This window comes from Microbacterium sp. EYE_78, assembly GCF_023149035.1.
In the GTDB taxonomy this organism is placed as follows: domain Bacteria; phylum Actinomycetota; class Actinomycetes; order Actinomycetales; family Microbacteriaceae; genus Microbacterium.
The window spans coordinates 72,449-94,754 of the sequence record NZ_JAHXMY010000002.1; the positions used below are offsets into that span (position 1 = coordinate 72,449).

General features: G+C 69.5%; 17 protein-coding genes. 2 read left to right on the top strand and 15 right to left on the bottom strand.

All coding sequences use genetic code 11. From position 1 onward, the window contains the following. Positions 1 to 137 precede the first annotated feature (137 nt). The 12 genes from KZX17_RS07420 to KZX17_RS07475 form a co-directional block, all read right to left on the bottom strand. Positions 138 to 977: a type IV toxin-antitoxin system AbiEi family antitoxin domain-containing protein gene (locus KZX17_RS07420; RefSeq protein WP_248171749.1), complete on the bottom strand. Its 840-nt coding sequence runs from the start codon at positions 975 to 977 to the stop codon at positions 138 to 140. 229 nt (positions 978 to 1,206) lie between these two features. Continuing rightward, a complete protein-coding gene (gene yicI / locus KZX17_RS07425; RefSeq protein ID WP_248171750.1) occupies positions 1,207 to 3,444 on the bottom strand; it encodes an alpha-xylosidase in 2,238 nt (745 codons plus the stop codon). After that, positions 3,444 to 4,343 carry a carbohydrate ABC transporter permease gene (locus KZX17_RS07430; protein ID WP_248171751.1) on the bottom strand — a complete coding sequence of 300 codons (900 nt, stop codon included), beginning with the start codon at positions 4,341 to 4,343 and terminating at the stop codon, positions 3,444 to 3,446. The genes yicI and KZX17_RS07430 overlap by 1 nt, the downstream gene beginning before the upstream one ends. Further along, a complete protein-coding gene (locus KZX17_RS07435; protein WP_248171752.1) occupies positions 4,343 to 5,308 on the bottom strand; it encodes a carbohydrate ABC transporter permease in 966 nt (321 codons plus the stop codon). Before KZX17_RS07435 ends, KZX17_RS07430 begins: the two co-directional genes overlap by 1 nt. A gap of 56 nt (positions 5,309 to 5,364) precedes the next feature. Continuing rightward, the gene (locus tag KZX17_RS07440) at positions 5,365 to 6,672 is read right to left on the bottom strand and encodes an ABC transporter substrate-binding protein (RefSeq protein WP_374107959.1); all 1,308 of its coding nucleotides are present in this window, start codon (positions 6,670 to 6,672) and stop codon (positions 5,365 to 5,367) included. A 127-nt stretch (positions 6,673 to 6,799) separates the two neighbouring features. After that, a complete protein-coding gene (locus KZX17_RS07445) occupies positions 6,800 to 7,813 on the bottom strand; it encodes a LacI family DNA-binding transcriptional regulator (protein WP_248171754.1) in 1,014 nt (337 codons plus the stop codon). 202 nt (positions 7,814 to 8,015) lie between these two features. Then, a complete protein-coding gene (locus KZX17_RS07450; RefSeq protein ID WP_248171755.1) occupies positions 8,016 to 8,939 on the bottom strand; it encodes an N-acetylglucosamine kinase in 924 nt (307 codons plus the stop codon). Then, positions 8,936 to 9,871, bottom strand: coding sequence for a 1,4-beta-xylanase (locus tag KZX17_RS07455; RefSeq protein ID WP_248174722.1), 936 nt, complete (start codon positions 9,869 to 9,871; stop codon positions 8,936 to 8,938). The genes KZX17_RS07450 and KZX17_RS07455 overlap by 4 nt, the downstream gene beginning before the upstream one ends. A 26-nt stretch (positions 9,872 to 9,897) precedes the next feature. Continuing rightward, positions 9,898 to 12,396, bottom strand: coding sequence for a glycoside hydrolase family 2 protein (locus tag KZX17_RS07460; RefSeq protein WP_248171756.1), 2,499 nt, complete (start codon positions 12,394 to 12,396; stop codon positions 9,898 to 9,900). Beyond that, the gene (locus KZX17_RS07465; protein ID WP_248171757.1) at positions 12,393 to 13,289 is read right to left on the bottom strand and encodes a carbohydrate ABC transporter permease; all 897 of its coding nucleotides are present in this window, start codon (positions 13,287 to 13,289) and stop codon (positions 12,393 to 12,395) included. Before KZX17_RS07465 ends, KZX17_RS07460 begins: the two co-directional genes overlap by 4 nt. After that, complete coding sequence (locus KZX17_RS07470) at positions 13,286 to 14,284, bottom strand: carbohydrate ABC transporter permease (protein WP_248171758.1); 999 nt, start codon at positions 14,282 to 14,284, stop codon at positions 13,286 to 13,288. Before KZX17_RS07470 ends, KZX17_RS07465 begins: the two co-directional genes overlap by 4 nt. Positions 14,285 to 14,298: 14 nt before the next feature. After that, positions 14,299 to 15,615, bottom strand: a complete 1,317-nt coding sequence (locus KZX17_RS07475) for an ABC transporter substrate-binding protein (RefSeq protein WP_248171759.1) — start codon at positions 15,613 to 15,615, stop codon at positions 14,299 to 14,301. A 273-nt stretch (positions 15,616 to 15,888) separates the two neighbouring features. Here KZX17_RS07475 and KZX17_RS07480 point away from each other — a divergent pair, with 273 nt between their 5' ends. Further along, positions 15,889 to 16,893, top strand: a complete 1,005-nt coding sequence (locus KZX17_RS07480) for a LacI family DNA-binding transcriptional regulator (RefSeq protein ID WP_248171760.1) — start codon at positions 15,889 to 15,891, stop codon at positions 16,891 to 16,893. A gap of 3 nt (positions 16,894 to 16,896) precedes the next feature. Here the strand turns inward: KZX17_RS07480 and KZX17_RS07485 are convergent, their stop codons facing one another. Beyond that, a complete protein-coding gene (locus KZX17_RS07485; RefSeq protein WP_248171761.1) occupies positions 16,897 to 17,865 on the bottom strand; it encodes an acetylxylan esterase in 969 nt (322 codons plus the stop codon). A 138-nt stretch (positions 17,866 to 18,003) separates the two neighbouring features. On the opposite strand from KZX17_RS07485, the gene KZX17_RS07490 reads away from it, so the two are divergent. Then, a complete protein-coding gene (locus tag KZX17_RS07490; RefSeq protein ID WP_248171762.1) occupies positions 18,004 to 20,220 on the top strand; it encodes an NADP-dependent isocitrate dehydrogenase in 2,217 nt (738 codons plus the stop codon). Positions 20,221 to 20,282: 62 nt separating this feature from the next. On the opposite strand, the gene KZX17_RS07495 is transcribed toward KZX17_RS07490, so the two are convergent. Beyond that, positions 20,283 to 20,735, bottom strand: a complete 453-nt coding sequence (locus KZX17_RS07495; RefSeq protein WP_248171763.1) for a GNAT family N-acetyltransferase — start codon at positions 20,733 to 20,735, stop codon at positions 20,283 to 20,285. Between the two features lie 57 nt (positions 20,736 to 20,792). Then, positions 20,793 to 22,217: a L,D-transpeptidase family protein gene (locus KZX17_RS07500; RefSeq protein WP_248171764.1), complete on the bottom strand. Its 1,425-nt coding sequence runs from the start codon at positions 22,215 to 22,217 to the stop codon at positions 20,793 to 20,795. Positions 22,218 to 22,306: the final 89 nt, after the last annotated feature.

Sequence of the window (22,306 nt, forward strand, 5' to 3'; positions counted from 1 at the left end):
CGGGCCGGCGCCGGGTTGGCGTGCCGGCGCCGGATTCGGAGAATGTCGCTGCGTTCGGACGAGGACGCCTCACCTGGTCCGAATTTGACGCACATCTCCGAATCCGATGACGGGCGCCCGACGCGCGATCGGGCACGTCAGCGGGCGGCGAGGTGCGCGCCTTGCGCGATCGCGCGTCCGATCGCGCGCTCGACGACGGGCCAGCGATGCAGCACCTCGACGTACGTGAATCGCAGGACCGTGTAGCCCCGCGCGACGAGCTCGCGGTCATGCGCGACGTCGCGGGTGCGGTCGGCGCTGGTCGAGTGGAACGCGAAGCCGTCGAGCTGCACCACCAGCCGTTCGCCGATCAGCGCGTCGACCCGGCGGCCGGCGACCGGTACCTGGAACCGCAGTGCAAGGCCGAGGGGACGCATCCGCACCGCGAAAATGGTCTCGAGCCCTGAGTCGTGCAGGCCGCTGACCTCCGCGCAGAGTCCACGGGCGGATGCCGACCGCCACCGCACGCGCGCGAGCTCCGCGGGCGTCAACGCCTCGAGGCGGCACGCAGACTCCCAGAGCACGACCGCGGTCTCGGGATCCGCGCATGCGGCCACATGATCGAGGGTGTCCTCGATGGATTCGATCAGCGTGGTTCGGGAGGCGGGGACGATGGGCGACGTCCAATGGACGACCGCATCCGCGCGAGGAGCCTCGGCGTGCGGGAGCACGTGCAGGTGAAGACGGTCGTCAGCCCCCGGTGGCATCCACCAGCCGCGATGCCGCGCGGCGGAGACGCAGGCGAGTCGCGCCGTCGACGACGCCGCCGCACGCAGGTCGGGTGGTGCAGCCCGCGTCGCGAGCCACGATCGCCGTATCCGCTGCAGATCGCCGCGCGCGACGGCCGTCCGCAGCGCTCGCGGTGATGCGCCCGCCGCGAGCAGGACGGAGCGGTGAACGATCCCGCCGTGCGCATCGACGAGGGCGCGGTGATCCATACCGACAGTGTGCCGACGCGAGGCATCCGCACCTCCGCTCGGCCCACTGCAGCGGAGGATACCCGCCCGGATCCCGATGTGCAGAAGCCTTCGAGCCGACATTCCGTCACCGGATTCGGAGATCGTCACCGGATTCGGGCCGAAATTGCATTCCAATCCGAATCCGGCGCACATCTCCGAATCCGACGACGTCGGAGGGGTGAGAAAGGCGCTCGGCACGCCGGACGCGTCAGCCGGTGACCTCCGTCAGGTCGACGGTGAACGTCTCGGCGCGGCCGTCGGGGGTGGTCACGGTCACCTCGCGTGAGCCGGAGCCGCCCGCGAAGACCCGCAGCCGCAGGCCGTCGAGGTAGTCGTAGTCCGGGCGGTCGGTGCGCGAACCCCAGGGGATCACCGCGCCGGGCCGGGCGTACAGCGGCAACGAGAAGACGTCGTGGGTCTCGCGGCGCCAGCGCCCGCCCTCGACCGTCTCGCCGGTGAGCAGGCTGGTCCAGGTGCCCTCGGGCAGGTAGAACTCGACCTCGCCGTCCGCCGACATGACGGGTGCGACCATCAGCTCCGAGCCGAGCATGAACTGCCGGTCGAGGTAGGCGACGCTCGGGTCTTCGGGGAACTCCAGCTGCAGCGGACGGAAGACGGGGACGCCGGTGGCCGCCGCATCCCGCCCCGCCTGGTACAGGTAGGGCATCAGCTGCAGCTTCAGGTGCGTGAAGCGACGCGTCACCTCGACGGCTTCGTCGTCGAAGTTCCACGGCACGCGGTACGAGCTGGAGCCGTGGAAGCGGCTGTGCGTGCTCAAGAGTCCGAACGCCGTCCAGCGCTTGTAGACGAGTGGATCGGGTGTGCCCTCGAACCCGCCGATGTCATGGCTCCAGTGGGCGAAGCCGCTGAAGGCGAGCGACAGGCCGCCGCGCAGGGTCTCGGCCATCGAGGGGAACGTCGAGGTGTTGTCGCCGCCCCAGTGCACCGGCATCTGCTGGCCGCCGGCGGTCGCCGAGCGGGCGAAGAGCACCGCCTCGCCCTCGCCGCGCGCCCCGACGAGCACGTCGTGCACCGCACGGTTGTACAGCTGCGTGTAGAGGTTGTGCATGCGCTCGGGGTCGGAGCCGTCGGCCCAGGCGACGTCGACGGGGATCCGCTCGCCGAAATCGGTCTTGAAGCAGTCGACGCCCTGATCGACCAGCGCGCGGAGCTTCGACTGGTACCAGGCCGTGGCATCCGGGTTCGTGAAGTCCACGAGACCCATGCCGGCCTGCCACTTGTCCCACTGCCACACCGTGCCGTCGGGCCGCGTGACGAGGTAGCCGGCCGCTGCCGCCTCGGCGAACAGGGGCGAGCGCTGCGCGATGTAAGGGTTGATCCAGACGCTGACCCGCAGGTCTTTCGCGTGCAGGCGCTCGAGCATGCCGTCGGGGTCGGGGAAGACCCGCGGGTCCCACTCGAAGTCGCACCAGTTGAACTCGCGCATCCAGAAGCAGTCGAAGTGGAAGACCGACACCGGCAGCTCGCGCTGGGCCATCTCGTCGATGAACGAGGTCACGGTCGCCTCGTCGTAGTCGGTGGTGAACGAGGTCGACAGCCACAGGCCGTACGACCACGCGGGGACGACCGCCGCGCGACCGGTCAGCTGCGTGTAGCGGGCCAGGACGTCCTTCGGGGTCGGCCCCGCGAAGACGAAGTACTCGAGCGCCTCGCCCGAGACGGCGAACTGCACCCGCTCGACCGACTCCGAGCCGACCTCGAACGACACGTGCCCGGGGTCGTTCACGAGCACGCCGTAGCCGCGGCTGGTCAAGTAGAACGGCACGTTCTTGTACGCCTGCTCGCTCGACGTGCCGCCGTCGGCGTTCCAGATGTCGACGGTCTGCCCGTTCTTCACGAGCGGTCCGAAGCGCTCGCCGAGGCCGTAGACGAGCTCGCCCACGCCGAGATCGAGCTGCTCGCGGACGTAGCTCGCCGCGCGGGGGAGGTGCATGCCGCTGACGGTCTCGCCCGGCATCCCCGGGTCGACCTGCGCGTCGGCGTCGACGCCCAGCCAGGCGGGCGCCCGGAAGCCGCTGCCGGTGATCCGAGCGCCGTCGACCTCGAAGTCGAGCCCCCACGGCGCCCCGCGACGGACGCGCGCGGTCAGGCGCCCGGCCTGCAGCACACCCTCATCGCGGGTGACGGATGCCGCGCCCGCGCCGCCTGCGACCGCGCCCGGCAGCGCGAAGCCGTCGTGCCGCCGTCCGCCGACGTGGCGCTCGATCCGCACCCGGACGACACCCTCGAGCGGCGAGGACAGCGTGGCGGTCAGGACCGGACGGTTCAGCGTGTCACCCCGGTGACCGATGATCGCCGTGGTCGCCGAGACGACGACCGCCTCACCGTCGGTCGGGTGCGAACCGGCCTCGATGTCGTAGGCCTCCTGCGCGAAGAGCGGGCTGACGCCCGGACGCAGCTGCCAGAAACCATCGGTGAACTTCATTACTTGACTGCTCCTGCGGTGATGCCCCGGGTGAGGGTGCGTTGGAAGATGAGGAAGAAGATGAGCGTCGGGATGATGCCGAGGAGGGCCGATGCGCTCGTGGTCGTGACGTCCATGAGCCGGTCGCCCTGCAGCACGCTGATCGCGACGGGCACCGTCTGATTGGCATTCGACGCGAGGAACGTCAGCGGGATGAGGAACTCGTTCCACGTCCAGATGAAGAAGAAGATGAGCAGCACCGACAGGGTGGGGCGGCTGATCGGGAAGACGACCCGCCACAGGATCTGCCAGCGGCTCGCGCCGTCGAGGGATGCCGCCTCGAGCACCTCCTTCGGGAACGTGCCGTACACCGAGCTCAGCAGGTACGTGCCGAACGCCGCCTGGATGACGACGAAGATGATGATGACCGCCCAGACGCTGTCGTAGAGCCCGACCTCTTTGAACATGTAGTACAGCGGGTACAGCAGCGCCTCCTGCGGCAGCAGGTTGGCGAGCAGGAACAGCAACACGATCGAGGTGCGGTACTTCACGCGGCCGATCCCGATCGCGAACGCGTTCAGCATCGAGATGAGCACGGCGAGCACCGCGACGACACCCGAGATGAAGATCGAGTTCCACACCTTCTCGGGGAAGTTCACGCGCTCCCAGAACCGACCGACACCGGTGAAGTCGAGCGCCTGCGGGAACGCGAGCGCGCCCGAGGTTGCGTAGTCCGCCGGGGACTTGAACGAATTGACGAGCACGAGGTAGAACGGCGCGAGGACCGCGAGGGCGCCGAGGGCGACCAGCAGCACGACGATCCAGTCGCGTCCGCGGGGCCGCGTCATCCCGCCTCGGGGGCGCGGCTTGCGCGTCGATGTGCGGGTGGTGACCGGGGGGAGCAGGGTGGAGGTCGCCATCACAGGCCCGCCCTTTCCTTGCGCTCGAGGGAGTTCTGCACGCGCACGAAGACGATCGACACGATGACGACGAGGATCGTCAGGACGGTGGCGATGGTCGCGCCGTACCCGACGTCGCGCTTGGTGAAGAACTCCTGATATGCGTAGTACGCCGGGACGAGGGTCGACCCCGCGGGGCCGCCGCGGGTGATGACGTAGACCGGGCCGAAGACCTTCAGCGCCGCGATGGTGCAGGTGAGGGTGACGACGAAGATCTCGGGCCGGATGATGCTCATGGTGATCGCGACGAAGCGCTGCCCCCAGTTCGCACCGTCGAGCTCGGCGGCCTCGTAGAGCTCAGGGTCGACGCGCTGCAGCGCCGCCATGAAGACCACCACGGGGTAGCCGATCTGCACCCAGACGAGCACGACCATGAGGACGATGAGCGCGGACGGCATCTGTCCGAGCCAGTCGATCGGGCCGATCCCGACGAGCCCCAGGATCTGGTTGAGCGCGCCGTCACCACCGGGTCGGACGATCCAGCCGATCACGATGCCGGCGACGGCGACCGGGAGGATCTGCGGCAGGTAGTACGTGGCGCGCAGGAAGCTCGCGAGCTTCCCGCCGAACTTGCGCCCGATGACGTCGAACAGTGCCGCGGCGACGAAGAGCCCGACGACCGTCGGGACGACCACCATCGCGAGCACCATCCACACGGAGTTCGCGAACGAGGTCCAGAAGTCCTCGTCGACGAGGATCGCCGCCCAGTTCTCGAGCCCGATGAACTCGGGGGTCCCGACGCCGCGCCAGTCGGTGAAGGTGAGGACCAGGTTCCAGACGAGCGGGACGATGACGATGACGATGAGCAGTGCGAAGCCGGGCAGCAGATACAGCCAGTAGCCGGCGCGGCTGGTGCCGCGCTGGGGGATGGACGGCTCCTCGGGCGGGAGGGCCGTGCGCAGGGTGCGCGTGTCGGTGACGGTCATGAGTGACTCCGGGGTGAGGGGAGGGGCGGATGCGGCATCCGCCCCTCCCGGTCGGATCAGCGGTAGTCCGCTGTGCCTTCGTCGTACTGCTCGCCGAGGTTCGCGGCGGTGGCCGCGGCATCCTGCGCTCCTGTGACGAGGCCCTGGAGCTCCTGGACGAGGACGTCGTAGAAGCCGGGCGCGGGCCAGTCGGGGTAGAACGAGAGGCCGTCCTCGTCGAGGATCCCGTTGAAGGTCTCGATCAGTGCGGCGCTCTTCTCGTCGGTGATGTCCGCGGGGTCGGCCGCGACCGGGACGCCACCGTTGTTGCCGATGATGGCCTGGATCTCGGGACGCATGGTGATGTCGATGAACTCGTAGGCGAGCTCGGCGTTCGCCGCGTTCGCCGGGACGACCCACAGGTTGCCCGACGAGCCGAGCGACAGCTGCGACTCGGGGAACGACGTCATCGACCATTCGAATCCGGTCGCCTCGGCCACGAAGCGGCCGTACCACCACGACCCGGACACGAAGATGGGCGAGGTCCCGTTGATGAACGAGACACCGGCGTCCTCGGCGACGACGGACGAGACGTCGCTCGCGATGTACCCCTTGTCGACGTAGTCCGCGAGGGTCTCGGTCGCGTAGGTCACCTCGGGCCCGCTCCAGTCGACCGGGTTCGCGTACAGCTGGTAGTCGTCGACGAACGAACGGTCGCCCTGCGACAGCGCGAGCTGGTACCAGAGCTGGCCGAGGGGGTACTCAGCGCCCGCCTCGGCGAGCGGGGTCACGCCCTGCTCCACGAAGGCGTCGAGCACGTCCACGAACTCGGCGTAGGTCGTGGGGACCTCGAGGCCCGCCTCCTCGAACATGTCGAGGTTGTAGTAGACGCCGACGAACTCGCCGTAGTTCGGGATGCCGTACCAGGCGTCCCCACCCATGACGCCGTCCTCGCTGTACTTCGCCGTGGTCTGGAGCGACGGGGCCAGCTTGTCCGCCCACCCGTACTCGTCCACGGCGTCGGAGATGTCGGAGATGAGCCCGGTGCTCGCGAGGAAGCCGGCGGTCGCGTTGCCCTTGTTGAACTCCATGAGGTCGGGCGCGGCGTCGGTGTCGAGCACCTGGCTCGCGGTCTTCTGGATCTGCTCGAAGGACTTCTCCTCGAACTCGACGGTCGCGCCGGTCTCCTCTTCGAAGACCTTGATCGCCTCATCCCAGGCCTTGCCCATCGCGCTGTCCGCGCTCTCGTAGTGCCAGAGGCGGAGGGTGTCGCCGTCGCCGCCGGCGTCACCTCCGCCGCCCGCGCATCCGCTCAGGGCGAGCCCCGCGGCGGAGAGGGTGGCGACCGCGGAGAGGGCCGCGGTGCGTCGTGTCATGCGTGCCATCGTCGGCACTCCTTTCTCAGTGACCAGAACGGTCGGTACTTCGGGTGGGGTGGTGCAGGTGCAGTGGAAGGCTTCGTCGAAGCGCTTCGATGACGGCGGTGCGAGCGTGCATGTCACCGCCTGTCGATCAGGTGGGCGGCGGCGCGACGGAGCCGGCCGCTCGGTATTCCGGCGGGATCAGGTGGAGGACGGGCGCGCGGCCCGGATCCTGCAGCCGCGCGATGGCCAGGTCGACCGCGGCGTCGCAGGACGCGGCCGGCACCAGCGGGATCGTGTCGAGGGGAGTCGACAGTCGTGTGGCGTCGAACACCGAGGCCACGGAGACGAGGGAGATGTCGCGGCCGACGACGAGTCCGCGCTCGGCGAGGGTGGCGAGGACGACTTCCTGCGCGTCCTCCGCGGCGTGGAGGACGAACGCCGTCGCGCCGGCGTCGAGCGCAGCGGCCGTCGACGAGCGCACCGCTGCGGCGTCGGTCGTCGTGGCGCCCGTGGTCGTGAAGGAGTGCGCGAGCCCTCGGACCTCCGCCCGCGCAGTCGCGGCGGCGCGCACCCGAGGGGGGAAGTTCGACGCGCGGTAGGCGATCTCGCTCTGACCGACGATGCCGATGCGACGGTGTCCGGCGTCGGCGAGTCGGTCGACGGCGAGCTCGGCCGCCGCCTCGAAGTCGAGGTCGACGCAGTCGAGGCCCGCGTGGTCGTCGGGGATGCCGATGAAGACGGTGGGGATGGGGATCGACCGGGCGATCTCGACGCGGGCGTCGTCGGGAGCGACGTCGAGCACGAGGACCGCGTCGACGAGGTCACTGGCGGCGACGCGCCGCATCCCATTCGAGGCCTCTTCGTCGGTCAGCAGGAGGATGTCGTACTCGCGGCGGCGGGCGGCGACCGACGCCGCCAGGACGAACGCCATGTGGGTCGGGGCGTGGGTGTCGGCGCGCAGGGGCTCCGTCAACGCGAAGATCTGCGTCTTCCGGCCTGCCAGTGCCCGGGCGCCCGCGTGCGGCCGGTAGCCGAGTTCGCGGACGGCCTCCTCGACCCGCCGACGGGTGTCCGTCGAGATCGCGCGTTTGCCGCTGAGGGCGTAGGAGACGGTCGAGATCGACACGCCGGCGGCGGCGGCGACTTCGTCGATGCGCGCCATGTCCACCTCTTCGTCGATCGCGGATCACGTCTTCGAGCGGGTACTCGAAGCGTTTCGACAGTGAGTGTAGAACCGCTCCCACGGCATGCGCAAGGCTTTTGTGGGACCTGTCAACAAAAAGATGCCGAGTCGTGATCCGATGCCGTGACCGGCGCGGTGGGAGTGCCATCCCGCCGCGCCGGGACGATGCCCGCAGTCCTCGTCAGAAGGCGCCGGCGCGATGGACGGCGGCGCCCAGCGGGTGCGAGGCGGTCAAGTCGGCCAGCGCACGCGCGCCGTCGATCCCGACGCCGCGCGGGGCCACCAGCCGCAGGGTCGGATCGGCCTCGAGCGCCTGCTCGAAGGCGCTCCGCAGCGTCGCGGACGAGAAGACACCCCCGATCGCGCAGACGGCGAACTCCGACTCGTCCGTCCGCACCTGCGCGGCCGCGGTGCGGGCGCTGTGGGCGAGCTGCTCCGCCGCCCGGACCGAGATACCGCGGGCGACCGCATCCCCGGCGTCCGCGGCGAGCGCGACGTCGCGGGCGATCGAGGCGACGATGCGCACGCGGTCGTGATCGGCCTGCAGCGCCATGTACGCCTGGGTGAGGTCGGGCCAGCGGCGGAGGGCGGCATCCGTCAACGCGGTCGCCGGTCCCCGCCCGTCGAACGCCCGCATCACGGCATCGAGGGCCTCGCGACCGATCCACCAGCCGCTGCCGGCGTCGCCCATGATCCAGCCCCACCCGTCCACGCGCGCCGTCGACGTCGAGCCGACGGCGAGGGTGACGACGCCGGTCCCGGCGGCCACGACGGCGCCGTGCTGGTCGCCCAGCGCGCCGAGGAACGACGTGGTCGAGTCGTGGGCGAGGAGGGTCGCGCGCACCCCCTCGGCGTGCACGAGCGAGAGCAGCGCGCCGGCATCCGCATCGCGGTCGGTGAGACCCGAGATCCCCGCGGTCACCACGTCGAGGTCGGCCCCCGTGCTCGCCAGCGTGTCGTGCACGACTCGTGCGAGCTGGGGGAGCAGCGGACCGCCGGTATGGATGCCGCGGAAGGTGAGGTCCTCGTGGTGGTCACCCGCGTCGACTCTCACCTTGATGTCACTCTGGCCGGCATCGATGGCCAGCACGCGGCGAGCGTTCATCGTTCTCCTCCTGGGGCGGCGGCGGTCAGCGCACGGTAGTGCTCGCGCATGAGGGATCCCGCCGGTTTGCCGTAGGGACAGTAGTCGTCGTTCGATTCCGCTTCGAGGGGGTTGTACAGCTGCGCCGGCCAGTCCCAGAGGAAGAAGCCCGACACCCATTCACGCCGCGCGCAGGCGTCGAACATGGCGCGGTAGTACTCGAGCTGCGCCTGCCCCGAGGGCGCTCCGGCCAGCTGCCAGTCGTTCGGTCGCATCGGCGAGTTCTCGCGGGAGGGGCAGCCCGCCTCGAGGAACACGAACGGCTTGCCGGATGCCGCGACGACGGCCTCGATGCGATCGAGGTTCTCCTCCCACGCATCGATCGGGTAGTAGCCGCTCGAGGAGATGACGTCGACGGCATCCCACCAGCTGACGTGGTCCTCCTGATATTTGTCGCAGTTGTAGGTGATCGGACCGGAGTAGACCTCGCGGACCCGCCGGATGAGCTCGCGCCAGTGGCGGTCCTGTCCGTCGCTTCGGACCATCTCGCAGCCGATGCAGAGCATCTCGCAGCCCTCGGCCTCGGCGATGCGGGCCGCGTGCAGGATGAACGCGCCGTAGGACGCGAACCAGTCCGTCCAGCTGGGCTCTCCCGGCACGTCCCAGTCGAAGAAGCCGATGAAGGCGCGCCAGGTGCCGTCGGCGACATTGACGACGGGCTTCAGGCACACCTTCATCCCGCGATCGTGCGCGGCCCGGATCGCGTGCACGATCTCGTCCTCGGTCACGGTCGGCTCGTCCTCGTAGGGGATGTCGGTCGAGAACGCGGTCGCCTGCTGGGCGGCGTAGGCCAAGGCGGTCCAGGTGACGGCGTGGTCGGCCATCGCGTCGAGGGATGCCTCGGCGTCGGGCGTCGTCCACGTGCCGCGCACGCCCGTCCACCCCCACGTCATCCCGCAGACGGGCTCGGCGAACGCGTTCACCCGGTCACCAGCTGATTGGCCGAGCGCAGGACGCGCGCGTCCGACAGTGCCGCGGCGTCGAGTGCGACGTCGGCGCCGTGACGGACGACGATGCGTCGCGTCTCGCCGGGCAACAGGGTCAGCAGGCCGTCCTCGGGCTGCGCCGACGGATGCGCCTTGTCGGCGAGCAGGGCGACGTCCCGGGCGAAGCCCGCGGCGGTGATGATCGCCTCGGTGCCGCCGTCCACGGCGCGGACCTCGAGGCTGAGGCCCGGATCGCCGAGCGTCGAGTCGCGCGGCTCGGCGAAGTACCAGACGCCGCGCGCGCCGTCGGCGTCGACCACGATGGCCTCCGAGGCGGCGTCTGCGGCCGAGGTGAGGGAGTCGTCCAGGGGCAGGGTCAGCGACCCGCGGGCCGGCACCGAGACGTCGCGGGCGGTGTCGATCAGCTGCCCTCCCGCGAACGACACGCGCCGGGTGCGCACCGAGGTGGCCCACGTCTCGTCGGTGTCGTTGCCGAGGACGGCCACGAGGCCGGACTCGCGCGGCTGGACGGTGACCACCCGCGGCGCGAAGGCGTTCTTCAGTGCGTGGTACAGCGGCTTGACCCGTTCCGCGCCGTCGATCGCGGCCCACGAGGTGACCGGCCAGCAGTCGTTGAGCTGCCACACCACCGCGCCCATCGTGTGCGGTGCCCAGGAACGGAAGTGATCGAGCGCCGCGCCGACGGCGAGCGCTTGGTTGAGCTGCATCGCCCAGTGCCACGACTCCATGTCGGCAGGCATCCGGAAGTGCGGCAGCAGGCCGTTCGTCAGCTTGGTGTTGCCCTCCATCGCCTTCTGGTGGACGACCATGCCAGGCGACTCCGGCGTCAGCGGAGCGTCGTCGACCGATTCCACCAGCGTCGTCCACGCGGGCGGGGCCTGCCAGCCGAATTCGGCGACGAACCGCGGGGTGTGCTCGCGATAGGTGTGCCAGTCGCGACGGTTCCACTGCTCCCAGAGGTGCATGCTGCCGTGCTGCTCGTCGTTCGGGTGGGGGCCGGTCTGACGGCCGGATGCGGCATCCCATCCCGTGCCCGGGCTGAACGGGCTGCCGGGGGCGTAGGGGACGTGCGGTGCGAGCTCGCCGATGATCTGCGGGAACAGTTCGTAGTAGTAGGTCGCGCCCCAGGTCTTGCCGTCGAGGCTGAGCTTCCAGCCCCAGTCCTCGAAGCCCCAGAGGTTCTCGTTGTTGCCGACGAGCTGGGCGAGCGATGCGTGGGAGGCGAGGCGCACGACGTTCTCGCGTGCCTCCGCTTCGATCTCCGAACGCAGCGGCTCCTCCTCGGGGTAGGCGGCGCACGCGAAGAGGAAGTCCTGCCAGACGAGCAGACCGAGCTCGTCCGCGACGTCGTAGAAGTCGTCGGCTTCGTAGAGCCCGCCGCCCCAGACGCGGATGAGGTTCAGGTTGGCGGCCACCGCCTGTCGCAGGCGGCGCTCGTACCGGTCGCGGTCCACGCGCACGGGGAGTGCGTCGTCGGGGATCCAGTTCACGCCCTTCACGAAGATCGGTCGGTCGTTGACCACCAGGGTGTAGGGCGTCCCGGCAGCATCGGGTTCGGTGTCCCACACGACCGTGCGGAATCCCACCCGGCGGGTCGTGACGTCGAGCTCGGCGCCGTCGGCGACGAGCGCGACGCGCACGTCGTACAGCGGCTGGTCGCCGTGACCGACGGGCCACCACCGGTCGATCTGCGCCAGCTCGATGTCGATGCGGCCGGTGTCGTCGATCGGTGCGACGACCTCGGCCACGCCGTCGATGCCGGGGCCGCTGACGCCGAGGCGGACCTCGAGCGGGGTTGCTGCGGCATCCGCCCGTTCGAGGCGGACATCGACCGAGACGGTGCCGCCGTCGCCCTGCGGCGTCGCGACGACGCGGGCCTCGGCGAGGCGCGCGGTCGACCAGGACTCGAGGTGCACGGGCTTCCAGATGCCGCTCGTGTAGGTCGCGATGCCCCAGTCCCACCCGAAATTGCAGGCGGACTTGCGGATGGCCTCGTAGGGGAGCGGGTACGGGCGCGGCCGCGCACCCAGCTCGAGGCTCGCCTGATTCGCGTACGGCACGGGGGCGCGGAAGGCGACCTCGAGCTCGTTGGCGCCCTCACGGAGCAGCGTGTCCACGTCGTACCGGTAGGACCGGTGCTGATTGGCGACGTCCGCGACGACGACACCGTTCAGCCGGATGGTCGCGACGGTGTCGAGCCCGTCAAAGACGAGGTCGTGACGGTCGAGCGCGTCCGGCTGCCAGTCGAAGGTGGTCCGGTACGTCCAGTCGACGAGGCCGATCCATGCGAGCAGCGCCTCGTTGTTCCCGTGGAAGGGATCGGGGATGAGCTCCGCGGCGAGCAGGTCGACGTGGATGCTGCCGGGCACCGATGCTGCGACGTCGACGCCCTCGAGGGCGGGGGAGACCGGCCCTGCGGCAGCGCGGACGGTCCACCCGTCGTGAAGCGGACGGCGGGAGAGGTGGGTCACTTGACGGCTCCTGAGGTCAGGCCCTGGTAGATCCAGCGCTGCAGCAGCAGGAAGGCGATCAGCGTCGGGATGATGACGACGAGCGTCCCCGCGGCGATCACCTCCCACTGCGCGCCGAAGGGCCCTTTGAATCGGAAGAGGGAGGTGGAGATCATGCCCTCGGAGGGCAGGTAGAGGAAGGGTGCGTAGAACTCGTTGTAGACCGCGATCCCCTTGATGATGACGACCGTCGCGATGGCCGGGCGCAGGAGCGGGAGCACGACGCGCCAGTAGATCGTCCATCGGTTCGCGCCGTCGATCATCGCCGCCTCGTCGAGTGAGACCGGGATCGACTGCATGAACTGGATGAAGAGGTAGATCGCGATGATGTCGGTGCCCATGAAGAGCAGGATCAGCGCGGCCTTCGTGTCGTAGAGCCCCAACCCGTTCACCAGCTGGAACGTCGCGACCTGGCTCGTCACGCCCGGGATGAGGGTCGCGAGCAGGAACAGTCCCATCACGAGCTTCTTGCCGCGGAAGGCGAAGCGGTCGAGGGCGTAGGCCGCCATCGTGCCGATGATGATGGTCCCGACCAGCGACACGGCCAGGACGATGCTCGTGTTGACGAATCCCTCGAGCATCTTGCCGCTGGTGAACGCCGTCACGAAGTTGTCGAAGTTGAACCAGTTGGACGGGGGGTCGAACGGCCCGGTCGACGCGTACTCGCTCGAGCTCTTCATGCTGGCGAACAGCAGCACCGACAGCGGCAGCAGCGTGACGACTGCGGCGATGACGAGGCTCGTGTACTTCGCGGCGGTCGCGCTCATGCTGCCGAGTCGCTGCAGGGGCGTCCGCGCGGAGCGGCGGCGGGGGAGCGGGGTGGGCCGCGTCGGCGGCATCAGTGTGGCGGTCATGTGAGATCGACCTTCTCGTCGGGGAACACGCGTCGCTGGATCCAGGTGACGGTCAGGACGATCGCCAGCAGTACGACGGCCATGGCGGAGGCGAGACCGACCTGTCGGAAGGAGAACGCGGTCTGCAGCGTCTGGATGACGAACGTCGCCGACCCGTTCGCGCCGCCGGTCATGATGAACGGCACCTCGAACACCGACAGGCTTCCGGCGATGGCGAGGATGAAGGACAGGCCGATGATCCGACGGATGCCGGGGGCGATGATCGACCAGAACTGCTGCCACTTGTTCGCACCGTCGAGCTCTGCCGCCTCATAGAGCTCGCGCGGGATGGACTGGATCGCACCGAGGAAGAGGACGAAGTTGAGTCCGGTGTACCGCCAGACCGACGTGCCGGCGAGCGACCAGTTGACGACGTCCGGGTCGCCGAGCCACTGCGGCGGGTCGGCGAGCCCGAACCAGCCGAGCACGGTGTCGAGGGTGCCGCCCGGCTGGAACAGGTAGAGGAAGACGAAGCCGATCGCGACCCCGTTGATCAGATACGGGAAGAAGAGGATGCCGCGGAAGAGGTTCGAGAACCGCGTCGAGAAGCTGAGGATCACCGCGAAGTAGAGGGCGATGGCCATCTGCAGGAAGGAGGCGGCGAAGTAGTAGAGGCCGACCCAGAAGACGCTGAAGATGCGGGGATCGGTGAACACCTGCACGTAGTTGTCGAACCCGACCAGGTTCTTCTCGAGGTCGATGCCGTCCCAGTCCGTGACGGAGTAGTAGAAGAGGTTCAGTGCCGGCCAGTAGGTGAACAGCAGCAGCAGCCCGACGGCGCCCGAGAGGAAGAGCCACGGGGTGAGGCGTTGGAGGAAGCCGCGTCCCGCCCCGCGGGTCCCCGACGCCGGGGCGCCGGCTGCGCGACGTGAGCCGCGCAGCCGGCGCGCCCGCGAGGGCGCGGACAGGACCGCAGGGGCGTCCGCGGAAGCGGAGCCGGGAGTTGCGATCGCCATCAGAGGGGTGCTCCTCAGCCGAGCTTCTCGACCGATGCGCCCCAGCGCTCGTTGAGCTCGGAGAAGTAGCTCTCCTTGTCGCCGTCGGCAGCGCCGCGGGCGATGTCGACGAGCTTCTGCCGGTAGAGCGGACCGTAGAGGTCGATCTGCGAGTCGTCCGCGATCGAGTTGATCAGGCCCTCCTTGCCGGCGGGGGCGGCGTTGATCTCCATGAGCTCGACGCCGGAGTCCTCGAATCCGGCGAGGTTGTCCGGGAGCGGCTTGTCGATGACGGGCGAGATCATGCCCTGCGCCTCGGTGTAGCCCGAGTCCGCGGCGACCCACTGGATCCACGCCCACGCGGCGGCCTTCGCCTTCGAGTGGCGGCTGACCGCGAGGTTGTAGTCGCCGCCGATGACGGCGTACTGGGTGCCGTCGACGTTGGCCGGGAAGGCCATGTAGCCGATGTCGTCCGCCGACGCACCGTTGTCCTCGGCCGCGGCCTGCATCTGCGAGATGGCCCACGAGCCCAGCGGCATCGTGGCGATCTTGCCGGTGCCGAGGTCGACCTTGGACTGCTCCCAGTTCGTCGTGAGCGGGTCCTCCTCGGTCAGCCCCGCCTCGACGGTGTCGTACAGGAGGGAGTCGATCGCGTAGACGTCCGAGCCCTCGGTCCAGGGAGCCGGGTCCTCGGCCATCGTGATGGGCGCGTCGGGGTCGTTGGTGATGACGCCGAGGTTGCCGAAGCTCTGGGTGAGCGGCCACCCGTCCTTGTAGTTGGTGTACATCGGCACGGCGTCCGTGTTGTCCTTCACCAGCTGCAGGGCCTCGAGCCACGACGCCTCGTCGGTGGGGAGATCCGTCACGCCCGCCTCTTCGAAGACCTTCTTGTTGTAGACGATGCCGTTCGCGTTGCCGCCGAAGGCGATCCCGTACTGCGTGCCGTCGTAGCTGGCGGCGGGGAGGAAGCGATAGGTGTCCTCGAACGACGAGGTCTCGCCGAGCGGCTCGAGGAACTGCTCGTACTGGTCGGGCTTGATGGCCGGGATGCCGATGACGTCACCGTAGTTCGTTGTCGACATGCGGGTGATCATCTCGCCCGCGTAGTCGGTGATGCCCTCGAACGTGACGTTGACGTCGGGGTACTTCTTGTTGAACTCCTTCGCGTACTCCTCGAACGTGCCGTCCTCGACGAGGTCGGTGCGCCAGGTGACGACCTTGATGTCGCCGGCCACCTCCCCGTCGATGGTGTTGTCGCCGGCGGGCTGTGCGCCACCGCCGGCGCAGCCGGCGAGGGCGATGCCGGCGACGGTGAGCGTCGCGATCGCGGCGCCGATCCGTGTGCGTGCCATGTGTGCGTCTCCTGTCAGATTCATCTTCGAAACCACTCGGGTGCGGGTCGGCTGCGTTGCCGATGGCGCTCACGGTAGACCGATTCGAAACGCTTCACAAGCATGAAATGTCAGCGCTGTCTTGTCCTGTCCCGTCTCGATCTGGCTTGCAGAAATCTTTCTTTATCGGGAATTTTTTTCCGACTAAACAACGCTCTACAAGGACGTATGTCGTCAGAATGTCCACCGTCGTCATTTCGCATCGAGGATGCTATTCTCGCGACAGGAGGACCGATGACGGTACAACAGCGGGCGACGCTGGATGACGTTGCGCGGCTCGCGGGAGTCAGCTCGAAGACGGTCTCGCGCGTGTTCGCGCAGCGTGAGCTGGTGGCACCGCTCACCGTCGAACGCGTCCTGGGGGCGGCCAAGCGGCTCCGCTTCCGGCCGAACAGCCTCGCGCAGGGGCTGCGCCGAGGCGGCAGCCGGACGGTCGGCTTCATCATCGGCGAGCTGAGCAACCCCTTCTACTACAAGGTGGCGGCCGGCATCGAGAAGGAGCTCTCGGCGCACGGCTTCAGCCTCGTGGTCGCGACGACGGACGACACCGAAGAGGGCGAGGGCCGTGTCGCCGATGCGCTGCTGGCCCAGCGGGTCGGCGCACTGCTGCTCATCCCCGTGGGCGACGACCAGTCCTACCTCGAGGGCGAGCGGCAGCTCGGCACCCCGGTGATCGCCATCGACCGGCCGGCCCGCAACCTCGCAGCCGACGCCATCGTGCTCGACAACCGCGCCGCCGTCCTCGAGGCGACGCGACGCCTCGTGACGCGAGGGCACCGACGCATCGCCTACGTCTGCAACCCGGCATCCGTCTGGACGCAGTCCGAGCGACTCGCCGGCTATCGGCAGGCGTTGTCGGAGGTCGGCGTCGACAGCACGCCGTGGGAGGTGCTGGGCGACGATCTCGCCCTGTCGCCGACGGACCTCGTCCGGGCGCTCTGGGCGGACGGCGACGGTCCGACGGCGGTCATCGCCGGGAACAACCGCGTCACCGTCGGAGCCCTGCGGGTGCTGCGTGAGCGAGGCGACGAACGCACGGCGCTCGTGGGGTTCGACGACTTCGACACGGGCGACGTCCTCGGCGTCTCGGTGATCTCCTACGACCCGCTCGAGCTCGGTCGCCGCGCGGCGCAGCTGGCCATCGAGCGGATCGGGGATCCGTCCGGCTTCGTGCGGCAGATCACCCTGCCGACGTGGATCATCGAGCGCGGGACGGGCGAGCGGCCGCCGTTCGACTGATCGTCAGATGCGGGCGGCGAGGAACTCCGCCTGCCGCATCCACTGGTACGCCTGGCCGCCCTCGTGCTCGTTGAACGGGAAGACCTCGATCTCCTTGTCGGCACCGCCCCAGGCGTTGTACGCCGCGAAGACGGTCGAGGGCGGGCAGATCGGGTCGAGCAGTGCGACGGAGAAGAGGGATGCGGCATTTGCCCGCACCGCGAAGTTCACCCCGTCGAAGTAGGACAGCGTCTCGAACACGCGGGCCTCCGCGCCCCTGTGGACGGCGAGGTAGCGCGCGACCTCCTCGTACGGGTCCCGGCCGGTCATCCCGACGGCGCGCTCGAAGTGGCAGAGGAAGGGGACGTCCGGCATGACGGCGACCAGATCGTCGCTGAGCGCGGCGGCGGCGATGGCGATGCCGCCGCCCTGGCTGCCGCCGCAGACGGCGACGCGCGCCGCATCCACCTCCGGCAGCGTGCGGACGGCGTCGATCGCCCGAACCGCGTCGGTGAACACGCGACGGTAGTAGTAGGTCTCGGGGTCGTCGATCCCGCGGGTCATGAAACCGGGGAAGGCCGGCCCGGTGCCGTGCGGGTCGGGCGTGGCACCGCCCGCGCCCCAGGCGCTGCCCTGCCCACGGGTGTCCATGAAGAGGTGCGCGTAGCCGGACGCCGCCCATCCGAGTCGTTCGACCGGAAGGCCCCGGCCGCCGCCGTAGCCGTTGAACTCCACGACGGTCGGCAACGGGGCGTCGCGCTGCGCGGGAAGGAGCAGCCATCCCTTGACGGGGTCGCCCGCGAACCCGGGGAAGGTGACGTCGAACGCGTCGATGCCGCGGAGCGGCGTCGGCACCGGCGCCACCGCGACGGCACCCCCGGCATCCCGCGCGCCCGCGACGGTGCTGCGCCAGAAGTCGTCGAAGTCGTCCGGCACGCGGACCTCCGGGCGATAGTCGCGGAGGTCGTCGAGGGGCAGATCGAAGCGCGGCACGGGCTCACCCTAGCGTCCGCGCAGGCGTCGTCGCGCACGCCCGGGATCAGGGCGGGGAGATATCTCGACATCGAGAGAAACCGGGGCGGTGCGATACGCTGAGACCGATCCGCGACGCCCTTTTCCTGGAGACGACACGTGCCCGATTCCACCATCATCTACACCTACACCGACGAGGCGCCGGCGCTGGCGACGGCGTCCTTCCTGCCGATCGTCGAAGCGTTCGCCGGCAAGGCCGGGGTGGGCATCGAGACCCGCGACATCTCGCTCGCCGGTCGCATCCTCGCCGCCTTCCCGCAGAACCTCACCCCCGAGCAGCAGGTCGGCGACGCGCTCGCCGAGCTCGGCGGTCTCGCGACACTGCCCGAGGCCAACATCATCAAGCTGCCGAACATCTCGGCATCCATCCCGCAGCTGAAGGCGGCCATCGCCGAACTCCAGGCCGCAGGCTATGACATCCCGGACTACCCGGACGAGCCGAAGGACGTCGCCGAGAAGGACGTCCGTGCCCGCTACGACCGCATCAAGGGATCCGCGGTGAACCCCGTTCTGCGCGAGGGCAACAGCGACCGCCGCGCGCCGCTGTCGGTGAAGAACTACGCACGCAAGCACCCGCACCGCAACAAAGCGTTCGCCGACGGCTCCAAGACCCGCGTCGCGACGCTCGGCCACGACGACTTCAAGTCCAACGAGACCTCGACGGTCATCGAGAACGACGACGTGCTGACCATCCGCTTCACGGGCGAGGACGGCACCGTCACTGAGCTGAAGTCGGGTCTCAAGGTCCTGCCCGACGAGGTCGTCGACGCGACCTTCCTCTCGGCGAAGGCGCTCGACGCCTTCCTCGCCGACACCGTCGCCCAGGCGAAGGCGGAGAACGTCCTGTACTCCGTGCACCTCAAGGCGACGATGATGAAGGTCAGCGACCCGATCATCTTCGGTCACGTCGTCCGCGCGTTCTTCGCGGACGTCTTCTCGCGCTTCGGCGACACGCTCGCCGCGGCGGGACTCACCCCCAACGACGGCCTCGGGGCGATCCTCGGCGGCCTCGGCGACGTCGAGGGCGGCGACGAGATCCGTGCCGCGTTCGAGGCGGCCATCGCCGTCGGCCCGCGCCTGTCGTACGTCAACTCCGATAAGGGCATCACGAACCTGCACGTCCCCTCGGACGTGATCGTGGATGCCTCCATGCCGGCCCTCATCCGCAACGGCGGCAAGCTCTGGGGTGCCGACGGCGGCGAGGACGACACGATCGCCGTCATCCCCGACTCGTCCTACGCCGGTGTCTACCAGGCGACGATCGACGACGTCATCGCGAACGGACCGCTCGACCCGGCCACCATCGGCTCCGTGCCGAACGTCGGCCTCATGGCGCAGGCGGCCGAGGAGTACGGCTCGCACGACAAGACGTTCGAGATCGCGGCGGCGGGCACCGTCGAGGTCGTGAACTCGGCGGGCGTGGTCCTCCTCGCGCACGCCGTGCAGCCGGGTGACATCTGGCGTGCCACGCAGACGAAGGACGTCGCCATCCGCGACTGGGTGAAGCTGGCCGTCACGCGCGCCCGCGCCACCGGTGTCCCCGCCGTCTTCTGGCTCGACGAGACCCGCGCCCACGACGCGAACCTGATCGCGAAGGTGAAGGCCTACCTCGCCGAGCACGACACCGAGGGGCTCACGATTGAGATCCTCGCCCCGGCTGACGCGACCCGGTACTCGCTCGAGCGCATCCGCCGCGGCGAGGACACCATCTCGGTCACCGGCAACGTGCTGCGCGACTACCTCACCGACCTCTTCCCCATCCTCGAGGTCGGCACGAGCGCCAAGATGCTCTCGATCGTCCCGCTGCTCGCCGGCGGCGGACTCTTCGAGACCGGCGCGGGCGGCTCTGCACCCAAGCACGTGCAGCAGCTCGTCGAGCAGAACTACCTGCGGTGGGACTCCCTCGGCGAGTTCTTCGCGCTGGCGGCATCCTTCGAGCACCTCGCCGACTACACCGGCAACGCGCACGCCCAGGTCCTCGCCGACACGCTCGACGCCGCCACCGGCACCTTCCTCGAGGAGGACAAGTCGCCCGGTCGCGCCCTCGGCACGATCGACAACCGCGGCAGCCACTACTACCTGGCGACCTACTGGGCGCAGGAGCTCGCCCGCCAGACCGTCGACCCCGAGCTCGCCGCGGCGTTCGCCCCGGTCGCGGAGGCGCTGAGCTCCAACGAGGAGACCATCGTCGCCGAGCTGGTCGCGGTGCAGGGCTCGCCCGCCGAGATCGGCGGGTACTACCGTCCCGACCCGGCGCTCGTCGAGAAGGTCATGCGTCCCTCGGCGACGCTGAACGGCATCATCGACGGGCACTGACCCGCACAGACGGATGCCCCGGCCGCGAGAGCGGGCCGGGGCATCCGTGCGTTCGGGGAGCGTCAGAGCTTGATCTGCGCAACGACCTCGCCGTATTCGGTCTCGTCGACGGGGGTGAACCCGACGCGGCGGAAGAAGGCGTCCGGGCCGCCCTCGCCCGCCTCGTAGATGACGTTGACATGGTCGAAACCGCGGGCGCGCGCCTCGCCGGTGAGCTGCTCGACCGCGTAGCGACCGATGCCGCGACCCTGATCGTCGGCATCCACGTTGATGCGCCACAGCACGGAGCGGAAGTGCTCGTGCGGCGCGTCGGCGTCGAAGCCCGCGCTCACGAACCCGACCACCTCGTCACCGTCGAGGATGACCCGCTGCCACGATGTGGCGGGGTCGACGACGGTCGCGGCGATCGCATAGCTCTCGGGTGCGATGAAGCGTTCCTGGCCCGGCTTGAGCGAGAGGGTGTTCACGGCGACGATCGTCGACGCCGACAGTTCTTCCACGCGGAGGTCAGCCATGAGCACAGGCTAACGGGGATGGCGCCGGGTCGCACATGCCCGCGTCATGATCGCCGATCAGGAATGGATCCAGACGTCTCCGCCGTCAGGCATCCAGTCGTAGAGCTTCTTCGCGAGCGGCGGCGGCATGTTGACGCATCCCGCACTCATCTGGCTGCCGAAGTTGTTGTGCCAGTACGCGCCGTGGAACGCCTGGTTGCCGTTGAAGTACATCACCCACGGCACGTCGGGCTGGGTGTACTTCGAGCCGGTGTCGCGGGACGTGCCCTTCATGTCCTGGAGGGGCGTCCGCCAGCCGATGGAATAGCGACCGGTGAAGGTGACCGCGCCGTCGCGACCGCTCGAGATGAGCCAGGTGTCGATGACCTTGCCGTTCTCCTTGAGGTAGAGCCGCTGCTCGCCGAGGTCCACCTCGGCGAGGCGCACCGTGCTTACCGTGTCGCGCGGCGTCACATCGACGGGGAGGGCGTACGCGGCGCTGCCCGTTGCGAGCTGATCGGCGAAATCGCGTGCGACGCCGCCGACGTCCCCGAGGACGCGACCATCCTGGCCCTCGACGATCGTCGAGAGCACGGTGCCTGACTCGTTGCTGAGCACCTGCGCGGTCTGAGGATCCTGGTTCACCTTGCCGGCGAGACCGTCCACCGTCTCCTGCACGGCGGCGGCGTCGGCGGTGATGACGAACGCACCGGACTCGTCGGGCGCGACGGTCAGCCACGAGGCGAGCCGCTTCGCCGACACGCGCACGATGTTCTCGTCGCCGGCGTAGAACCCGGCCTCGTCGATCATGCCGTTCAGCGTCGCGACCGCCGCTTCCGCGGCATCCGTCGTGATGTCGGAGGGGACGGGCTCGGGCGTCGGGTCGACCGTGACACGGTCGACGCCGTCCCTGAGCGCGCCCTCGAGTGCGGTGCGCACCGATTCGAGCGAGATCCCGGTGCCGTCCTGCGCGGGCGTGGCGGTGTAGACGGATCCGTCGAAGGCGACGGCTGCCGGGGTCGGGTCGGTGAACGAGTCCGGCGCTGCGGCGCGGAGCGCGGCCGTCGCGCGCGCGGTGTCGAGGGCGACCTCACCGCCGTCGTACTCCGCGAACCAGGACGTGACGTTCCACATGGGGCTCTGCGCGAAGGCGGCGTCCGCGAGGGCTGCCGCATCCACGGACGCGCCGAGGTCCGCGGCCGACACCGTCGGTCCGCCGTCGCCGAGCGACACCTCGATCGACGAGAGCCGCGAGGAGATCGAGTCGGCCGCCATCGCCGTGGTCTGCCCGCCGACTGCGACGCCGGCGGTGGAGGTGCCGGGGGCGATGAGGACGAGCGAGCACACGACGGCGCCGACGGTCACGGCGGCGACGGGGAGGCCGACTTTCAGCCAGAGGCGGCGCGGCTTCGGCGCGGGTTCGGCAGGGGCCCACCGGACATCGACGGATCCGTCGGCGGGCGGCGCGTCCTGCGCGTCGTGGCGTGTGATGATCTCGGACATCGATCTCCCCCGAGGTGCGTCCTGGCGTTCCGGAGCCCGCAGGGTGCGGGATCTCGTCGCTGAGGAAATGGTACGCGACGTGGGCTGAA

Coding starts and splice junctions, on each gene's coding strand:
- KZX17_RS07420 (WP_248171749.1), bottom strand. CDS start 977: ATGGATCACCGCGCCCTCGTCGATGCGCACGGCGGGATCGTTCACCGC.
- yicI (WP_248171750.1), bottom strand. CDS start 3,444: ATGAAGTTCACCGATGGTTTCTGGCAGCTGCGTCCGGGCGTCAGCCCG.
- KZX17_RS07430 (WP_248171751.1), bottom strand. CDS start 4,343: ATGGCGACCTCCACCCTGCTCCCCCCGGTCACCACCCGCACATCGACG.
- KZX17_RS07435 (WP_248171752.1), bottom strand. CDS start 5,308: ATGACCGTCACCGACACGCGCACCCTGCGCACGGCCCTCCCGCCCGAG.
- KZX17_RS07440 (WP_374107959.1), bottom strand. CDS start 6,672: ATGGCACGCATGACACGACGCACCGCGGCCCTCTCCGCGGTCGCCACC.
- KZX17_RS07445 (WP_248171754.1), bottom strand. CDS start 7,813: ATGGCGCGCATCGACGAAGTCGCCGCCGCCGCCGGCGTGTCGATCTCG.
- KZX17_RS07450 (WP_248171755.1), bottom strand. CDS start 8,939: ATGAACGCTCGCCGCGTGCTGGCCATCGATGCCGGCCAGAGTGACATC.
- KZX17_RS07455 (WP_248174722.1), bottom strand. CDS start 9,871: ATGACGTGGGGGTGGACGGGCGTGCGCGGCACGTGGACGACGCCCGAC.
- KZX17_RS07465 (WP_248171757.1), bottom strand. CDS start 13,289: ATGACCGCCACACTGATGCCGCCGACGCGGCCCACCCCGCTCCCCCGC.
- KZX17_RS07470 (WP_248171758.1), bottom strand. CDS start 14,284: ATGGCGATCGCAACTCCCGGCTCCGCTTCCGCGGACGCCCCTGCGGTC.
- KZX17_RS07475 (WP_248171759.1), bottom strand. CDS start 15,615: ATGGCACGCACACGGATCGGCGCCGCGATCGCGACGCTCACCGTCGCC.
- KZX17_RS07480 (WP_248171760.1), top strand. CDS start 15,889: ATGACGGTACAACAGCGGGCGACGCTGGATGACGTTGCGCGGCTCGCG.
- KZX17_RS07495 (WP_248171763.1), bottom strand. CDS start 20,735: ATGGCTGACCTCCGCGTGGAAGAACTGTCGGCGTCGACGATCGTCGCC.
- KZX17_RS07500 (WP_248171764.1), bottom strand. CDS start 22,217: ATGTCCGAGATCATCACACGCCACGACGCGCAGGACGCGCCGCCCGCC.